The sequence below is a fragment of the Agrococcus jejuensis genome (genome assembly GCF_007679035.1).
In the GTDB taxonomy this organism is placed as follows: domain Bacteria; phylum Actinomycetota; class Actinomycetes; order Actinomycetales; family Microbacteriaceae; genus Agrococcus; species Agrococcus jejuensis_A.
Window position 1 is genome coordinate 1,360,469 of the sequence record NZ_VEFR01000001.1, and the last position, 16,845, is coordinate 1,377,313.

Below are 16,845 nucleotides of genomic sequence, written 5' to 3' on the forward strand. Positions count from 1 at the left end.
CGAGCGCCTCGGGCACGGTGAACGCCCGAGCAGTTCCGTCGGGAGGGAGCAGGTGCGACATGACGGGATCATGGGGTGACGTCGTGGTGCCTTCGCGTCCTCACATGGGATCTGTGGATGTGCGCCCCCTGTGAGGGACGCGCCAGGCCCGCCCCCGTTGACTGGTCACTCGTCGGGCCAACGGTTGACCGATCACCCCGGCCAGTGACCAGCGCCATCCCGACGAGTGACCGATGGGCGCAACGAGTGACCAGTCGGCGCAACGAGTGACCAGTCACCACCACGAGTGACCAGTCATCACGACGAGCGACCAGTCAAGACGCGCGGAGGGAGGGGCGGGCGGTCGTAGGGTGGACGACATGGCCGCCATCAACCTCGGCACGCCGGACGTGCGCACGCTCGCCCCCAGGCGGCGCACCCGGCAGATCCGCGTGGGCAGCGTCGCGGTGGGCAGCGACGCTCCCGTCTCCGTGCAGTCGATGACGACGACGAAGACGACCGACATCGACGGCACGCTGCAGCAGATCGCGGAGCTCACGGCCTCGGGCTGCGACATCGTGCGCGTCGCCGTGCCGACGCAGGACGATGCCGACGTGCTGCACATCATCGCGAGGAAGTCGCAGATCCCGGTCATCGCCGACATCCACTTCCAGCCGAAGTACGTCTTCGCTGCGATCGACGCCGGATGCGCCGCGGTGCGCGTGAACCCCGGCAACATCCGCAGGTTCGACGACCAGGTGGGCGAGATCGCGAAGCGCGCGAAGGCGGCGGGCGTGAGCCTGCGCATCGGCGTCAACGCAGGCAGCCTCGAGCCGAGCCTGCTGCAGAAGCACGGCAAGGCGACGCCCGAGGCGCTCGTCGAGTCGGCGGTGTGGGAGGCGAGCCTCTTCGAGGAGCACGACTTCCACGACTTCAAGATCTCGGTGAAGCACAACGACCCCGTCACGATGGTGCAGGCGTACCGGCTGCTCGCGCAGGCGGGCGACTGGCCGCTGCACCTCGGCGTGACGGAGGCCGGCCCCGCGTTCCAGGGCACGATCAAGTCGGCGACGGCGTTCGGCATCCTGCTGTCCGAGGGCATCGGCGACACGATCCGCGTCTCGCTCTCGGCGCCGCCGGCCGAGGAGGTCAAGGTGGGCCTGCAGATCCTGCAGTCGCTCGGCCTGCGCGAGCGCCGCCTCGAGATCGTGTCGTGCCCGTCGTGCGGCCGCGCGCAGGTCGACGTGTACACGCTCGCCGACGAGGTCACCGAGGGGCTCAAGGACGTCACGGTGCCGCTGCGCGTCGCCGTCATGGGATGCGTCGTGAACGGCCCGGGAGAGGCGCGCGAGGCCGACCTGGGCGTCGCGAGCGGCAACGGCAAGGGGCAGATCTTCGTGAAGGGCCAGGTCGTCAAGACCGTGCCCGAGGCCGAGATCGTCGCGACGCTCATCGAGGAGGCGCGGCGCATCGCCGCCGAGAACCCCGACCTTCCCGCGGGCGAGGCGACCGTCGTCACGTCGGGCTCATGACGAGCCGCGCGCCCAAGCCACGCCTCATCCAGCATCCCGCGCAGCGGCGCACCCTCGTGGTGCTGTCCCTCGGGCAGGCGCTCGGCGGCGTCGGCAACGGCGTCGCGGTGGGCGTCGGCAGCCTGCTCGTGGAGCAGGTGACGGGGGATGCGGCGTTCGCGGGCCTCGCGGCCACGCTGCTCACCCTCGGCGGCGCGATCCTGGCCGTGCCGCTCGCCCGCCTCGCGGCGCGCAGGGGGCGCAGGGCGGCGCTCACGACGGGCGCGCTCGTCGGCCTCGCCGGCACCAGCACGATCGTCGTCGGCGGCACGCTCGACGCGTGGCCCATCGCGCTGGCGGGCTTCCTGCTGCTCGGCGCGTCGATGGCCGTCAACCTGCAGTCGCGCTTCGCCGCCACCGACCTCTCGGTGCGGGGGCGTCGCGGCCGCGACCTGTCGCTCGTGGTGTGGATGACGACGATCGGCGTCGTGGTCGGTCCGCAGCTCATCCCGCCTGGCGACGCGATCGGCGTCGCGCTCGGCCTGCCGCACCTCGTCGGCGCGTACGTGATCGTCGGTGCCATGCAGGCGCTCACGGCGGCGGCGCTCGCCATCGGGCTGCGGCCCGACCCCCTGCTGACGGCGCAGGCGATGCACGGCGACGAGCCGGGCACCCGCCCCGCCGCGACCGAGCGCACGAGGCTCCTCGACCATCCGCGCGCCCTGCTCGCGATCGTCGTCGTGGCGAGCGCGCACGCGACGATGGTCGGCATCATGGCGCTCACGCCCGTGCACCTCGAGCACGCGGGCCACTCGCTCACGGGCATCGCCATCACGATGAGCGCCCACACAGCGGGCATGTACGCGCTGTCGCCCGTCTTCGGCATCCTCGCCGACCGGATGGGCAGGGTGCAGACGATCCTCGTGGGACAGGCGCTGCTCGTCGGCTCGATCGTCGTGAACGTCGCGCTGCCCGCGGACCTCGCACCGCTGTCGCTCGCGCTGCTGGGCCTCGGCTGGAGCGCCGCGACCGTCGCGGGCTCGACGCTCGTGAGCGAGTCGGCCCCCGAGCGCGTCCGCCCGCGCATCCAGGGCCGCTCCGACCTCGCGCAGGGCCTCACGGGTGCCGCCGCCGGTGCGATCGCCGGCCCGATCCTCGGCCTCGCGGGCTACGCGGGCCTGTCGCTCGCGATGGCGGCGTTCGTCGTCGCGGGCTGCGTCGCAGCGATCGCGGCGACGCGCCCGGGCCGCGCCGATGCCGTCCAGCCGCCCGCCACGGTCGCGTCAGGCGCCGTGCAGGATGCACCCAGCGGGGTGCTGCGCGATGCGACTACCGTCGATGACGCACCTCGCCGACCTCTGGAGGACCATCCGTGAACGCAGTGCCGGGCCGCGCGCCCATCACGAAGGACGAGCTCGCACGCGGCGGGCAGGTGATCCGGGCCGTGCAGCAGTCGTTCGCGTCGAAGGTCGTCGGCCAGGCCGACCTGCTGCAGTCGCTCCTCGTCGCGGTGCTGGCGAACGGCCACGTGCTCATGGAGTCGGTCCCCGGTCTCGCGAAGACGACGGCGGCGGCGACGATCGCGCGCGCGGTCGACGCGACGTTCCACCGCATCCAGTGCACCCCCGACCTGCTGCCGTCCGACATCGTCGGCACGCAGATCTACGACCAGCACGACGGCACGTTCCGCACGCAGCTGGGGCCGGTGCACGCGAACTTCGTGCTGCTCGACGAGATCAACCGATCGAGCGCCAAGACGCAGTCGGCGATGCTCGAGGCCATGCAGGAGCGCCAGACGTCGATCGGCGGCGAGTCGCACCCGCTGCCGAAGCCGTTCCTCGTGCTCGCGACGCAGAACCCCATCGAGCAGGAGGGCACGTACACGCTGCCCGAGGCGCAGCTCGACCGCTTCCTGCTCAAGGAGATCCTCACCTACCCGTCGCCCACGGAGGAGGCGGAGATCGTGCGCCGCATCGAGTCGGGCGTCTTCGAGTCGGATGCGACGCCCGTCGCGTCGGTCGCCGACGTGCAGTTCCTGCAGGAGCTCACGAAGCGCGTCTACGTCGACCAGGCGATCGTGAACTACGTCGTGCAGCTCATGTACGTCACGCGCCACGCGAAGGACTACATCGGGGCGCAGCTCGCCGGCTACATCGAGTACGGCGCGAGCCCCCGCGGCTCGATCGCGTTCACGCAGGCGACGCGCGCCCTCGCGCTCGTGCGCGGCCGCGACTACGTCATCCCCGAGGACGTGAAGACGCTGCGCCACTCGATCCTGCGCCACCGCATCATCCTCGGCTACGAGGCGGAGGCGGACGGCGTGACGAGCGAGCAGGTCGTCGACGCGATCTTCGACGCCGTGCGCACGCCGTAGGGGTCGTCATGCAGCGCAGGCTCCAGAAGGTCAAGACGAAGATGGCGATCCACGCCCATCGTCGGACCTTCGAGCTGCTCGACGGCAACTACCAGTCGATCCACCACGGCCGCAGCCACGACTTCGACGACCTGCGCGAGTACGCGCCGGGCGACGAGGTGAAGGACATCGACTGGAAGGCGACGGCGCGATCGACGACGCCGCTCGTGAAGCGCTACATCGCCTCGCGGCAGCACAACGTCATCGTCGTGGTCGACACGGGCCGCAACATGGCGGCGACGGCCGAGAGCGGGGAGTCGAAGGAGGACGTCGCGATCCAGACGATCGGCATCCTCTCGTACCTCGCGATCAAGCACGGCGACCGCGTCGCGATGTACGCGGGCAACGCCGAGCACACGGGATTCACGCCCGAGGGCGGCTCGGAGGCGCATCTCGAGCGGATGCTGCGCATGCTCGACGACCAGATCTCGCTCGATGCGCCGGACAGCGACCTGCAGCACGTGCTCGAGCAGGTCGCGAAGAGCGTGCGTCGTCGCTCGCTCGTCGTCATCGTGGCCGACGACCTCGCGTACACGCGCGAGCTCGACCAGGTGCTGGGGCGCCTGCACGTGCGGCACGAGGTGCTGTGGATCTCGATCGGCGACGCCGACCTCATGGCGCGCGACGCGAAGGCGCCCGACATCTTCGGCGTCGCGGGCGACGCGCCGCTGCCCGACTACGTGCGGCGCGACAAGCGCCTCATGCGCGCGTTCGACGAGGGCATCGCGCAGCGTCGCCGCACGCTGCAGCAGGAGCTGCTGTCGCTCGGGGTCGCCGCCGAGCGCATCCCGTCGTCCGACGAGGTCATCCCGGCGCTGTTCCGGCTGCTCGAGAGGCACCGTCGTGTTCGCCGTTGACGCTCCCGACCTGTACGGGCCGTTCCAGTACCAGCCGTGGTGGGTGCCGGGCGTGCTGCTCGTCGTCGCGCTCGGCGGCGCCTACTACGTCGTGTGGCTGTGCACGCGGCCGCGCGGCATCCTCGTGCCGCCGCCCCCGCCGCCGCGCAAGGTCGACGTGCGGTCGCTCAAGCAGAAGTACCTCGGCATGATCGACGAGGTGGCCGACGAGCACGCGGCCGGCGAGCTGGATGCGCGCAGGCTGTCGCAGCGCCTGAGCCTCGTGCTGCGCTTCTTCGCGCACGAGTCGACGGGCGTCGTCGCCGAGGTCATGACGCTCGAGGACCTCGCCGACGCCGACCTGCCGACGGTGCACGGCGCCGTCGCCGAGTACTACCCGTCGTCGTTCCGCCGCACGGCGAAGCACGACCCCGAGGGCGCGATCGACATCGCCAGGAAGGTCGTGTCGACGTGGATGTAGGGCTGCTGCTGTGGTGGTGGATGCTGCCTGCGCTGCTCATCGTGGGCGGCGTGGTCGGCGTCCTCGCCGTCGTGCGCCGGCGTCGTGCGGAGCGGGGCAAGCCCGTGGCGCACATGGATCGCCTCACGGCGCTGCCGCGCTACCGGGCGGCCTTCGCGCGGTATCGCGCGTGGACGGCGCTCGGCCTCGTCGTGCTGATCGTCGGCGGCGTCGGCACGGCCTTCATCGCCGCACGGCCGGCCGCGGTCAACGCGAACCAGAACGACGACTACAAGCGCGACATCCTGCTGTGCCTCGACGTGTCGGGCTCGATGGTCGACGTCGACGCCGAGATCCTCGGCGTGTTCCAGCAGATCGCGCAGGGGCTCGACGGCGAGCGCATCGGCATGCGCATCTTCGACGCGTCGAGCGTCATGGCCTTCCCGCTCACGAGCGACTACGACTACATCGTCGAGCAGCTCGGCAGGTACCAGCGGGCGTTCCAGGGCACGCTCGGCCCCGACGAGCAGTTCAGCTACGCCGCGGGCACGGCGAACGGCAACGGCGCGTCGCTCGTGGGCGACGGCCTCGCGTCGTGCGCGCTCGACTTCGCCGACACCGACGACACCGACCGGCCGCGATCGATCATCCTCGCGACCGACAACATGGTGAACGGCCAGCAGATCTTCTCGCTCGAGCAGGCGGGGCAGCTCGCGATCGACAACGACGTGCGCGTGTACGCGATCAACCCGTTCGACTGGGGCGGGGATCCCGTGTCGGCGCAGCTCCAGAACGTCGCCGAGACGACGGGCGGCGCGTACTTCGCCCTCGACTTCGCCGACACGGTCGCGAACATCGTCGAGCGGGTGAACGCCATCGAGGCGGGCTACATCGAGACGCCGCCCGAGGTGCAGATCGTCGACCGGCCGGGTCCGCTGCTGCCGATCCTCATGGTGCTCGTCATCGGCATCTGCCTCGTGGCGTGGAGGGTGCGACTGTGACGTTCCTGCCCGACATCCCCATCGCGGTGCTCGGCATCGTGGGCCTCGCGCTCGTGGGCCTGTGCGTCTGGCGCCTCGTCGCCGAGCGCGGCCGACGCATCCACTGGATCCGCCGCACGCTCATGGCGCTCGTCGTCATCGCGATGGTCGCGCGCCCCGGCGTGCCCGGCGGCGAGGTGCCGACGGGCTCGATCAACGTCAACGTCTTCCTCGTCATCGACACGTCGCAGTCGATCGCGGCCGAGGACTGGGGGCAGGGCGAGGCGCGCATCCAGGGCATCCGCGACGACGTGCGCGACGTCGCCTACGCATTCGCAGGCTCGAACATCTCGGTCATCACGTTCGACTCGCAGCCGCAGCTGCGCGTGCCGCTCACCGACGACGGCTCGGCCGTCATCGAGCTCGTGAACGCGCTGAAGCCCGAGATCGGGTTCTTCTCGCAGGGCTCGTCGATCTCGGCGGCCCGCGACATGCTGCAGCAGGAGATCGAGCGGGCGGATGCGGCGCATCCGGGCGCGCCGACCCTCGTGTTCTACATGGGCGACGGCGAGCAGACCGCCGAGGCGCCGCCGCAGTCGTTCGACACCGTCGCGCCGCTCGTCGACACGGGGTTCGTGCTCGGCTACGGCACCGAGCAGGGCGGCCGCATGCAGGAGTCGTCGTTCGAGCAGCCGACGGAGCCCGTCTACGTGCAGGACCCAGCCGGCGGCGATGCCATCAGCCGCATCGACGAGGCGGCGCTGGGCGAGATCGCGACGCAGATGGGCGTGAGCTACCTGCACCGCTCGGCCGACGTCGACCTCGCGCCGTCGCTCGACGCCATGACGTCGCAGCAGGGCGAGGTCGACCTGTCGCAGACCGAGGAGGCGCGGCTCGACCTGTACTGGGTGCTCGCCGTGCCGCTGTTCCTGCTGCTCATGTGGGAGCTGTGGGTGTTCGCGGGAGCGCTGCGGCTGCGCTCCGGCGCGAGGAGGCGATGATGACCGACACGATCACGAGGGATGCGGCGCCCGCGCAGTCGGCGCCGCCGCACGTGCCGCCGCCGCCGAGGCGACGCCGCTGGACCGACGACGCGCGCCGCAGGCTGCGGCTCATCCTCATGCTCGTGCTCGCCCCCATCACGATCGCGGGGCTCGTGCTCGCCTCGAAGCTCGTGAGCGTCAACGCGTTCGCGGACGCCTCGCAGAACGCGTTCGAGCGACGCGCGTACCAGGAGGCCGAGATGCAGGCGCGAGGCCTGCAGTGGTGGAACTTCCTCGAGCCGTGGAAGGCGCCCTACGACGTGGGCGTCGCGCTGGGCATGCAGGGGAGCCCCGAGCAGCTCGTCGAGGCGCGCACGCTGCTCGAGGAGTCGCTCGAGCTCAACGGCCAGGAGGGCTCGAACGAGTACTGCATCATCCTCGTGTCGATCGTCTACGTCGTCGAGAAGCAGGGCGACCAGGCGCGCGAGGCCGACGACGTGCAGACCGCGAACGGGCTCTACACCGAGGCCCTCGGCATCATCGACGCGGCCCCCGACGGCTGCTTCGCCGATCCGACGATCATCCAGGCCGACACGGGCGAGCAGCTCGAGCAGGCCGTGCCGCGCATCGAGGAGAAGATCGAGGACGAGTCGGGCGGCGGCGGCGACTCGGAGGACCCGTCGGAGGGCGAGGAGTCCGAGGAGTCGCAGGATCCGGCCGAGGGCGACCAGCCCCAGACGCAGCAGGAGCAGCTCGAGGAGCAGAACCAGCAGGCGCAGGAGCAGCAGCAGCAGCAGGACGAGTACAACCAGCAGCAGGGCGAGGAGGAGGGCGGCGGCGGCGTCGAGCAGCCCTGGTGACGTGACGCCCCTGAGCGTGCGGCGTGCGAGGGTGCGCCCGCCGGCTCGTAGGATCGTGGGGTGATCCGGCTCTCCCAGCTCTTCCTGACGACCCTCCGCGACGACCCCGTCGAGGCGGAGGCCGCCAGCCACCGACTGCTGCTGCGCGCGGGCTACATCCGCCGCGCCGGCGCCGGCCTCTTCGCGTGGCTGCCGCTCGGCCTGCGCGTGCGTCGCCGCATCGAGGAGGTCATCCGGCAGGAGATGACGGCCGCCGGCGCGCAGGAGGTGCTCTTCCCGGGCCTGCTGCCGCGCGAGCCGTACGAGCGCAGCGGCCGCTGGAAGGCCTACGGCGACGGCATCTTCCGCCTGCAGGACCGCAAGGGCGCCGACCACCTGCTCGCGCCGACGCACGAGGAGGTCTTCACGCTGCTCGTGCAGGACGTCGTGTCGTCGTACAAGCAGCTGCCCGTGACGATCTACCAGGTCCAGGACAAGTACCGCGACGAGACGCGGCCGCGCGCGGGCCTGCTGCGCGCGCGGGAGTTCACGATGAAGGACGCGTACTCGTTCGACGTCACCGACGAGGGGCTCGCCGCGAGCTACCAGGCGCAGCGCGACGCGTACGAGCGCATCTTCCAGCGGCTCGGTCTCGAGTACGTCATCGTGACGGCCGACAACGGCCTCATGGGCGGGGCCAAGAGCGAGGAGTTCCTGCACCCCACGGCCGTGGGCGAGGACGCGTTCGTGCAGAGCGCCGGAGGCTATGCGGCCAACGTCGAGGCGTTCACGACGCTCGCGCCGCCGGCGATCCCCTTCGGCGACGCGGCAGAGGCCGTCGTGCGCGACACGCCGGCGACGCCCACGATCGACACGCTCGTCGCGCACGCGAACGAGCACGTCGCCCGCGACGAGCCGTGGACCGCGGCGGACACGCTCAAGAACGTCGTGCTCGCGCTGACGCACGACGACGGCACGCGCGAGCTCGTCGTCGTCGGCATCCCGGGCGATCGCGACGTCGACGAGAAGCGCGCCGAGGTCGCGTTCGCGCCTGCGGACGTGGGGCAGGCGACCGAGGCGGACCTCGCCGCGAACCCCGGTCTCGTGAAGGGCTACATCGGTCCGTGGTCGGCGGCGGGCCCCGTGCTCGGCGAGCAGTCGACGACCGGCATCCGCTACCTGCTCGACCCGCGCGTCGTCGAGGGCACGACGTGGCTCACGGGTGCGAACGAGGAGGGCAGGCACGTGTTCGGCCTCGTCGCGGGCCGCGACTTCGTCGGCGACGGCACGATCGACGTCGCCTCCGTGCGTGCCGGCGACCCGGCTCCCGACGGCTCGGGCCCCGTGACGATCGAGCGCGGCATGGAGATCGGCCACGTCTTCCAGCTCGGTCGCTTCTTCGCCGAGACGCTCGGGCTGCAGGTCCTCGACGAGTCGGGTCGTCTGCAGACGGTGACGATGGGCTCGTACGGCATCGGCGTCACGCGCAACCTCGCGGCGATCGTCGAGGCGCACCACGACGACAAGGGCATCGTATGGCCGCGCGAGATCGCGCCGTTCGACGTGCACGTCGTCGCGACGGGCCGCGACGAGGCCGTCTTCGCCCTCGCCGAGCAGCTCGTCGCCGACATCGAGGCCACGGGCCTCGAGGTGCTCTTCGACGACCGGCCGAAGGTGAGCCCCGGCGTGAAGTTCCGCGATGCCGAGCTCATCGGCGTGCCGCGCGTCGTCGTGGTGGGCCGGGGCGCCACGGAGGGTCTCGGCGAGCTGTGGGACCGTGCGACGGGCGAGCGCGCCGAGGTGCGCCTCGACGAGGTCGTGGCGCGCCTGCAGCAGGGCTGAGGTCGTCACGACGAAGGGCCGGACGCGATGCGCGTCCGGCCCTTCCTCGTGTCTCGGCAGGTCAGCCGATGGCGACCGACGCGATGGTCACGTCCTCGGCGGGCGCGCCGTCCGCGCCGCCGCCCGCGACGCCCGCGGCGCCGATCCCGGCGACCACGGCGAGGCCGGCGTCATCCATGGTGCCGAGCACCGTGTAGGAGGGCGGGAGGGGCGAGTCCTCGTAGACGAGGAAGAACTGCGAGCCGTTGGTGTCGGGCCCCGCGTTCGCCATCGCGACCGTGCCGGCCGGATACGTCTCGCTGCCGTCGAGCTCGTCGGCGTACGAGTAGCCGGGGCCGCCGCGGCCGGTGCCGGTCGGGTCGCCGCACTGCAGCACGAAGATGCCCTCGGTCGTGAGTCGATGGCACTGCGTCGCGTCGAAGTAGCCCTGCTCGGCGAGCGAGACGAGGCTGCCGACCGTGCACGGCGTGCGATCGGCGTCGAGCGTCATGCCGATGGCGCCGGCGCTCGTCTCGAGCGTGACGGCGACCTCGCCCGAGACCGTGGGCTCGGCGGGCGGGGCCTCGACGCTGCCGCTGCCGTCGGGCACGTACGTGCAGCCCTCCGCCGTCGTGCCGGCGGAGCTCGACGGCGACTGCGGGGAGTCGGGCGCCGAGCAGGCGACGAGCGCCAGGGTGGCGGTGAGGAGCAGGGCAGCGGGGAGGAGTCGGGAGCGCACGACTCGACGGTATCCGGTCGCGCGCGCGAGCCGCGCGCGGGCGGGGATGCGCTCCCGTCCCGTGCTCGCCGCATCCGGTATCCTCGAAGGTCTGCCCGACCACAACTGCATACCAGGAGGCGCCCCATGGAGATCGATCTCAGCGTGCTGAAGCACCTCGAGCGCGAGCGCGAGGTCCCGTTCGACGAGCTCGTCGTCATCACCGAGCAGGCCATCCTGCAGGCGTACCTGCGCTCCGAGGAGCACCGTGCGGCCGACGCGCCTCGCGTGCGCGTCACGATCGACCGCAAGAGCGGTCTCGTGCAGGTCTTCGAGACCGAGACCGACGAGGACGGCAACGTCATCGGCGAGTCGCCCGTGGCGCAGGAGGACTTCGGTCGCATCGCCGCATCCGCCGCCAAGCAGGTCATCTTCGAGCGCCTGCGCGCGCACTCGGACGAGTCGATCCTCGGCGACTTCAAGAGCCGCGAGGGCGAGATCGTCGCCGGCGTCGTGCAGCAGGGCCCCAACCCGCGCATGGTCTACGTGCAGCTCGGCGAGGTCGAGGCGATCATGCCGCCCGAGGAGCGCGTGCCCGGCGCCGAGTACCGTCACGGCCAGCGCCTGCGCGTGCTCATCACGAAGGTCGAGCGCGGCCGCACGGGCCCGCAGGTCACGGTGTCGCGCACGCACCCGGCGCTCGTGCGCAAGCTCTTCGCGCACGAGGTGCCCGAGATCGCCAGCGGCCAGGTCGAGATCGTCGCGATCGCGCGCGAGGCCGGCCACCGCTCGAAGATCGCCGTCATCGCCAAGGCCCCCGGCATCAACGCCAAGGGTGCCGCGATCGGCGAGATGGGCTCGCGCGTGCGCGCCGTGCAGGCCGAGCTCGGCGAGGAGAAGATCGACATCGTCGACTACTCCGACGACCTCGCCACCTTCGTCGCGAACGCCCTGAGCCCTGCGAAGGTCACGGATGCGTTCCTGCTCGACGCGAAGCTCAAGGCCGTGCGCGCCCTTGTGCCCGACTTCCAGCTCTCGCTCGCGATCGGCAAGGAGGGCCAGAACGCCCGCCTCGCCGCGAAGCTCACGGGCTCGAAGATCGACATCCAGCCCGACTCCGTCATGGACGAGGACTAGGGAAGCGTCGAGCCCCGTCCAGCGTTGGGATAGACTGATGCCCATCCGCATGTGCCTCGGCTGCCGCATGCGCTGCGAGCAGGACGCCCTGGTGCGTCTCGTCGCGGCGAACGGCGCGGTGGTCGTCGACGAAGGTCGACGCCTGCCAGGCAGGGGCGCGTGGGTGCACTCGGATGCTGCGTGCGTCCAGCGGGCGACGAGATCGCTCGGACACGCGTTGCGCTCGAGGGGACTCGACGCGACGCCCATCGAAGCGTGGGCGGCACGACTGGCCGGAGACGGCCACGACAGGAAGACAGAAACCACCATGGACAACTGATGAGCGGCTCGAGATGAGACCCGTCAGCTAGACGTCCGTCCCCTGTTCGGGGTCGGACCCGGACAGGAGAACAACCAGTGGCAAACCCACGCGTACACGAGATCGCCGCCGAGCTCGGCGTCGAGAGCAAGGTCGCGCTCGCGAAGCTGAAGGAGATGGGGGAGTTCGTCAAGGGCCCCGCATCCGCCGTCGCTCCGCCGGTCGCGCGCAAGCTCAAGGCCGCCCTCGAGGAGGCCGGCGTCGCCAAGCAGCCCGAGGCCGCATCGGCGCCGGCGCAGGCGAAGCCTGCGTCGAAGCCCGCAGCCAAGCCGGGCGCCGCGAAGCCCGCGGCGGCGAAGCCCGCCGCCGAGGCGCCCGCGCCGACGACCCCCGCAGCGCCCGCTGCCCCTGCAGCGGCGAAGCCGGCTGCCGAGGCACCGGCCGCGACGCCCGCCGAGGCGCCCGCAGCGGCCGCCGAGGCAGCAGCAGCCCCCGCGACGCCCGCGGCACCCGCAGGCGACGCACCCACCCCCAGCGCCATCCCGCGCCCGATGGCGCGTCCCGGCGCACCCCGCCCCGGCAACAACCCCTTCGCGTCGTCGCAGGGCATGGGCCGTCCGCGCGGCGGCAACAACCCGTTCACGGCACGCCCCACGCGTGACAGCCCCCGCCCGGGCGCCCCGCGTCCCGGCGCACCCCGTCCGGGCGCCCCGCGTCCCGGCTCGCCCCGTCCCGGCGCTCCGCGCGGCGGCCAGGGCGGCCCCGGTGGTGGCGGCGGCCTCGGCTTCCAGCGTCCCGGCGCCGGCCAGCCCGGTCGTGGCGCCCCCGGTCGTGGCGGTCCCGCGTTCGCGGGTCGTCGTGGTCGCGGTCCCGGCGGCACCGCCGGCGCGTTCGGCAAGGGCGGCGGCAAGGCCAAGTCGCGCAAGTCGAAGCGGACGAAGCGGCTCGAGTTCGAGATGCGCGAGGCGCCGTCGCTCGGCGGCGTGCGCGTCCGTCGCGGCGACGGCCAGGTCGTCCGCATGCGCCGCGGCGCATCGATCTCGGACTTCGCCGAGAAGATCGACGTGAGCCCCGGCGACCTCGTGCAGGTGCTGTTCCACCTGGGCGAGATGGCCACGGCCACCGAGTCGCTCGACGAGTCGACGTTCGAGATCCTCGGCGAGGAGCTCGGCTACCGCATCCAGATCGTCAGCCCCGAGGACGAGGACAAGGAGCTCCTCGAGGGCTTCGGCCTCGACCTCGAGCAGGAGCTCGAGGACGAGGACGAGTCGGACCTCGAGTTCCGCGCCCCCGTCGTCACGGTCATGGGTCACGTCGACCACGGCAAGACGCGACTGCTCGACGCGATCCGCAAGTCGAACGTCATCGCAGGCGAGGCCGGCGGCATCACGCAGCACATCGGTGCGTACCAGGTCTACCGCGAGCACGAGGGCCTCGAGCGCGCGGTGACCTTCATCGACACCCCCGGTCACGAGGCCTTCACGGCCATGCGTGCCCGTGGTGCTCGCGTCACCGACCTCGCGATCCTCGTGGTCGCGGCCGACGACGGCATCATGCCCCAGACGGTCGAGGCGCTGAACCACGCCCAGGCCGCGGGCGTGCCGATCGTGGTCGCGGTCAACAAGGTCGACAAGGAGGGCGCGAACCCCGCCAAGGTGCGTCAGCAGCTCACCGAGTACAACCTGGTGGCCGAGGAGTACGGCGGCGACGTCATGTTCGTCGACGTGTCCGCGCTCACGGGCAAGGGCGTCGACGAGCTCATCGAGGCCGTGCTGCTCACGGCCGACGCCGGGCTCGACCTGCGCGCCAACCCCAACAAGGAGGCGCGCGGCGTCGCGATCGAGGCTCGCCTCGACAAGGGCCGCGGTGCCGTCACGACCGTGCTCATCCAGTCGGGCACGCTGCGCGTCGGCGATGCGATCGTCGCGGGCACGGCCTACGGCCGCGTGCGTGCCATGACCCTCGACGACGGCACCCCCGTCGACGAGGCATGGCCGTCGATGCCCGTCCAGGTGCAGGGCCTCTCGTCGGTCCCGCGCGCAGGCGACACCTTCCTCGTCACCGAGGAGGACCGCACCGCGCGTCAGATCGCCGAGAAGCGCGAGGCCGTCGAGCGCAACGCGCTGCTGGCGAAGAGCCGCAAGCGCATCTCGCTCGAGGACTTCAAGGCCGCCCTCGACCAGGGCAAGGTCGAGACCCTCAACCTCATCATCAAGGGCGACGTGTCCGGTGCGGTCGAGGCGCTCGAGGAGTCGCTGCTCAAGATCGACATCGACGACTCGGTCGACCTGCGCATCATCCACCGAGGCGTCGGTGCCGTCACCGAGTCCGACGTGAACCTCGCGACGGTCGACTCGGCCGTGATCGTGGGCTTCAACGTGCGCCCCGACCCGAAGGCGCGCGAGCGTGCCGCCCGCGAGGGCGTCGACGTCCGCTTCTACAACGTCATCTACGCAGCGATCGACGACATCGAGAGCTCGCTGAAGGGCATGCTGAAGCCGGAGTACGAGGAGGTCCAGTCGGGCGTCGCGGAGATCCGGGAGGTGTTCCGCTCGTCGAAGTGGGGCAACATCGCCGGTGTCATCGTGCGCTCCGGCACGATCACCCGCAACGCGAAGGCGCGCGTCATCCGCGACGGCGTCGTGCTGGCCGATGGCCTGTCCATCGAGTCGCTGCGCCGCTTCAAGGACGACGTCACCGAGGTCAAGACCGACTTCGAGTGCGGCATCGGCCTGGGCAAGTTCAACGACCTGCAGCTGGGCGACGAGATCGAGACCATCGAGATGGTCGAGAAGCCGCGCGACTGAGTCGCGGACACGCACGGATGGGGTGGCTGCGGCCACCCCATCCGCGCATCCGGATCGATCCGGACGAAGAGCATCGGCGCTGCGAGGCGCCATGAGGAGAGGAAGCAGTCGTGGCAGAGAACCCCAGGGCCCGCAAGATCGCGGACCGCATCCAGGAGATCACCGCGAAGACGCTCGAGCGCGAGATCCGCGATCCGCGCCTCGGGTTCGTGACGATCACCGACGTGCGCGTCACCGGCGACCTGCAGCACGCGTCGATCTTCTACACCGTGTACGGCACCGACGAGGAGCGCAGCGACTCCGCTGCGGCGCTGCAGTCGGCGAAGGGCGTCGTGCGCCGCGAGATCGGCAAGGGCCTCACGCTGCGCCTCACGCCGTCGGTGGAGTTCATCCTCGACGCGCTGCCCGAGAACGCGGCGTCGATCGACCACCTGCTCGACGAGGCGCGCACGCGCGACGCCGCGACGAGCAAGGAGCAGTCGACGGCGTCGTACGCCGGCGACGCGGACCCGTACCGCAAGCCTCGCGAGGACGACGACGAGGACTGAGCCCTCGATCGACGGGACCCGGCACGCCTCGCGTGCCGGGTCCTTCGTCGTCGGGGCTCAGGCCTCGTCGAGCGCGATCGTGCCGTCGGCGACGGATGCGGCGCGCACGCGCACGCGGATGCGCGTCGCCGGCTCGGCGGCGGTGACGACGCGCACCTCGACGGGCGGGTCGACGAGCTGCACGACGGCCTCGTCGTCGCGGCGCTCGACCACGAGGGCGTCGAGCTCGTCGCCGATGCGGTCGCTGAGGATCCACGCGGCGACGGCCTGCAGCGATTCGCGCTCGAGCTGCGACGCGCGCGAGCCCGACGACCGCATGGCCTCGGGCACGCCCTGCGCCGCCTCGCGCGCCCACGAGGGCACGTCTCGTCCGTTCGCGATGGCCTCGCAGTGGGCGAGCACGATGCGGTCGACGAGGCGCCGCAGCGGTGCCGTCGTGTGCGCGTAGGGCGCGCCGATGGCGGCCTGCACCACGGCGTCCGCGCCGGGCGTGCGTCCGTCGAGCACGAGGTAGTCGGCACCTCGGAACAGGCGCCTGGCTGCGGCGAGGATCGCGACGGTCGTCGGCTCGGCACGGTCGAGGCGCCGCAGGAAGGCGCCGTAGTGCTCGCCCTCGGCCCACGGCACGCCGAGCGCCTCGGTGGCGCGGCGGAAGTCGCCGATGGCGCTCGTCGACGGGCGCGGCATCGTGCGCAGCACGCCCTCGCCGGCGGCCAGCTGCAGCCTGGCGGCCTCCATGCCGGTCATGAGGCTGATCTGCGCGTTCCACTGCTCGACCGGCAGGGGAGCGCGGCGCTCGATGCGCCAGCCGTGCTCGTCGTGCACGACCTCCTCGTCGGGTGCGTCGAGGCTCGCGCCCTCGCGCGCCGCCTCGAGCACGATGCGCCGCTCGCCGACGGTGCGCAGCATGCCGAGGTGCGCGTCGCCCGCGTCGACGCGCACCTGCGCCTCGGGATACGAGAGCTGCTCGCGGCTGCGGATGCGGGCGCGCTCGAGGCTCGTGTCGCGCACGGCGCCCGCCGCGTCGAGCACGAACGTCCACACGAGCGCCTGCCGCTCGACGTTCGGCAGGAGGCTCGCGGCATCCTCGCTCAGCACCGTCGGATGCAGGGGCACGCGGGCGTCGGGGGCGTAGAGCGTCTGGCCCCGCCTGCGGGCCTCGGCATCGACGGCGCCGCCGGGCTCGACGAAGGCGGGGACGTCGGCGATGGCGTAGCGCACGACGTGCCCGTCGCCATCGGCCTCGATGCTCAGCGCCTGGTCGAGATCGGTCGAGCCCGCGGGGTCGATGGTGAGGAACGGCACGTCGGTGCGGTCGACGCCCTCGAGGGGGCGCTGCGCCGCGCGGGCCGCCTCGGCCTCGACCTCCGGCGGGAAGGCCTCGTCGGCGCCGAGGTCGGCGCGGATGGCGGCGAGCGCCGCGGTGAGCTCGGGAGCGTCGGCGCGGAGCCGTTGCTGTCGCATGGGCACGGTTCGACCCTAGCCAGAGACCGCTCCTCGAGGTGCGAGCAAAGC

15 protein-coding genes are annotated in these 16,845 nt (G+C 71.9%); 13 read left to right on the top strand and 2 right to left on the bottom strand.

All coding sequences use genetic code 11. From position 1 onward, the window contains the following. Window positions 1-359 precede the first annotated feature (359 nt). The 9 genes from ispG to FS793_RS06585 are packed head-to-tail and all read left to right on the top strand — an operon-like array spanning window position 360 to window position 9,843. On the top strand, window positions 360-1,511 hold the full coding sequence (ispG, locus tag FS793_RS06545) for a flavodoxin-dependent (E)-4-hydroxy-3-methylbut-2-enyl-diphosphate synthase (RefSeq protein ID WP_144719605.1): 1,152 nt from the start codon (window positions 360-362) through the stop codon (window positions 1,509-1,511). Next, on the top strand, window positions 1,508-2,866 hold the full coding sequence (locus FS793_RS06550) for an MFS transporter (protein WP_144719606.1): 1,359 nt from the start codon (window positions 1,508-1,510) through the stop codon (window positions 2,864-2,866). Before ispG ends, FS793_RS06550 begins: the two co-directional genes overlap by 4 nt. After that, window positions 2,863-3,864, top strand: a complete 1,002-nt coding sequence (locus FS793_RS06555; RefSeq protein ID WP_144719607.1) for an AAA family ATPase — start codon at window positions 2,863-2,865, stop codon at window positions 3,862-3,864. The genes FS793_RS06550 and FS793_RS06555 overlap by 4 nt, the downstream gene beginning before the upstream one ends. An 8-nt stretch (window positions 3,865-3,872) precedes the next feature. Continuing rightward, a complete protein-coding gene (locus tag FS793_RS06560) occupies window positions 3,873-4,760 on the top strand; it encodes a DUF58 domain-containing protein (protein ID WP_144719608.1) in 888 nt (295 codons plus the stop codon). Then, entirely contained in the window at window positions 4,747-5,220 is a 474-nt protein-coding gene (locus tag FS793_RS06565) for a hypothetical protein (protein WP_144719609.1), read from the top strand. Before FS793_RS06560 ends, FS793_RS06565 begins: the two co-directional genes overlap by 14 nt. Then, on the top strand, window positions 5,211-6,200 hold the full coding sequence (locus FS793_RS06570; protein ID WP_144719610.1) for a vWA domain-containing protein: 990 nt from the start codon (window positions 5,211-5,213) through the stop codon (window positions 6,198-6,200). The genes FS793_RS06565 and FS793_RS06570 overlap by 10 nt, the downstream gene beginning before the upstream one ends. Beyond that, window positions 6,197-7,180 (top strand): vWA domain-containing protein, encoded by a 984-nt coding sequence (locus FS793_RS06575; protein WP_144719611.1) that lies wholly within the window; start codon window positions 6,197-6,199, stop codon window positions 7,178-7,180. The genes FS793_RS06570 and FS793_RS06575 overlap by 4 nt, the downstream gene beginning before the upstream one ends. After that, the gene (locus tag FS793_RS06580) at window positions 7,180-8,022 is read left to right on the top strand and encodes a hypothetical protein (protein ID WP_144719612.1); all 843 of its coding nucleotides are present in this window, start codon (window positions 7,180-7,182) and stop codon (window positions 8,020-8,022) included. The genes FS793_RS06575 and FS793_RS06580 overlap by 1 nt, the downstream gene beginning before the upstream one ends. 60 nt (window positions 8,023-8,082) lie before the next feature. After that, on the top strand, window positions 8,083-9,843 hold the full coding sequence (locus FS793_RS06585; protein WP_144719613.1) for a proline--tRNA ligase: 1,761 nt from the start codon (window positions 8,083-8,085) through the stop codon (window positions 9,841-9,843). A gap of 61 nt (window positions 9,844-9,904) precedes the next feature. Here the strand turns inward: FS793_RS06585 and FS793_RS06590 are convergent, their stop codons facing one another. Continuing rightward, window positions 9,905-10,561 (bottom strand): peptidylprolyl isomerase, encoded by a 657-nt coding sequence (locus FS793_RS06590; RefSeq protein WP_260980053.1) that lies wholly within the window; start codon window positions 10,559-10,561, stop codon window positions 9,905-9,907. A 126-nt stretch (window positions 10,562-10,687) separates the two neighbouring features. Between FS793_RS06590 and nusA the strand changes: the two genes are divergently transcribed. From nusA to rbfA, 4 genes are all read left to right on the top strand, one after another. After that, on the top strand, window positions 10,688-11,677 hold the full coding sequence (nusA, locus tag FS793_RS06595) for a transcription termination factor NusA (protein ID WP_144719615.1): 990 nt from the start codon (window positions 10,688-10,690) through the stop codon (window positions 11,675-11,677). A gap of 49 nt (window positions 11,678-11,726) precedes the next feature. Next, complete coding sequence (locus tag FS793_RS16805) at window positions 11,727-11,996, top strand: YlxR family protein (protein WP_369008504.1); 270 nt, start codon at window positions 11,727-11,729, stop codon at window positions 11,994-11,996. 77 nt (window positions 11,997-12,073) lie between these two features. Continuing rightward, on the top strand, window positions 12,074-14,782 hold the full coding sequence (infB, locus tag FS793_RS06605; protein WP_144719616.1) for a translation initiation factor IF-2: 2,709 nt from the start codon (window positions 12,074-12,076) through the stop codon (window positions 14,780-14,782). Between the two features lie 110 nt (window positions 14,783-14,892). After that, complete coding sequence (gene rbfA, locus FS793_RS06610; RefSeq protein WP_144719617.1) at window positions 14,893-15,330, top strand: 30S ribosome-binding factor RbfA; 438 nt, start codon at window positions 14,893-14,895, stop codon at window positions 15,328-15,330. Between the two features lie 57 nt (window positions 15,331-15,387). Here the strand turns inward: rbfA and FS793_RS06615 are convergent, their stop codons facing one another. After that, window positions 15,388-16,794, bottom strand: a complete 1,407-nt coding sequence (locus tag FS793_RS06615) for an RNB domain-containing ribonuclease (RefSeq protein ID WP_144719811.1) — start codon at window positions 16,792-16,794, stop codon at window positions 15,388-15,390. Window positions 16,795-16,845 lie beyond the last annotated feature (51 nt).

Bases quoted from the DNA above. Each gene is read 5' to 3' on its own strand.
- ispG (WP_144719605.1), top strand. From the start codon at position 360: ATGGCCGCCATCAACCTCGGCACGCCGGACGTGCGCACGCTCGCCCCC.
- FS793_RS06550 (WP_144719606.1), top strand. From the start codon at position 1,508: ATGACGAGCCGCGCGCCCAAGCCACGCCTCATCCAGCATCCCGCGCAG.
- FS793_RS06560 (WP_144719608.1), top strand. From the start codon at position 3,873: ATGCAGCGCAGGCTCCAGAAGGTCAAGACGAAGATGGCGATCCACGCC.
- FS793_RS06580 (WP_144719612.1), top strand. From the start codon at position 7,180: ATGACCGACACGATCACGAGGGATGCGGCGCCCGCGCAGTCGGCGCCG.
- nusA (WP_144719615.1), top strand. From the start codon at position 10,688: ATGGAGATCGATCTCAGCGTGCTGAAGCACCTCGAGCGCGAGCGCGAG.
- FS793_RS16805 (WP_369008504.1), top strand. From the start codon at position 11,727: ATGTGCCTCGGCTGCCGCATGCGCTGCGAGCAGGACGCCCTGGTGCGT.
- FS793_RS06615 (WP_144719811.1), bottom strand. From the start codon at position 16,794: ATGCGACAGCAACGGCTCCGCGCCGACGCTCCCGAGCTCACCGCGGCG.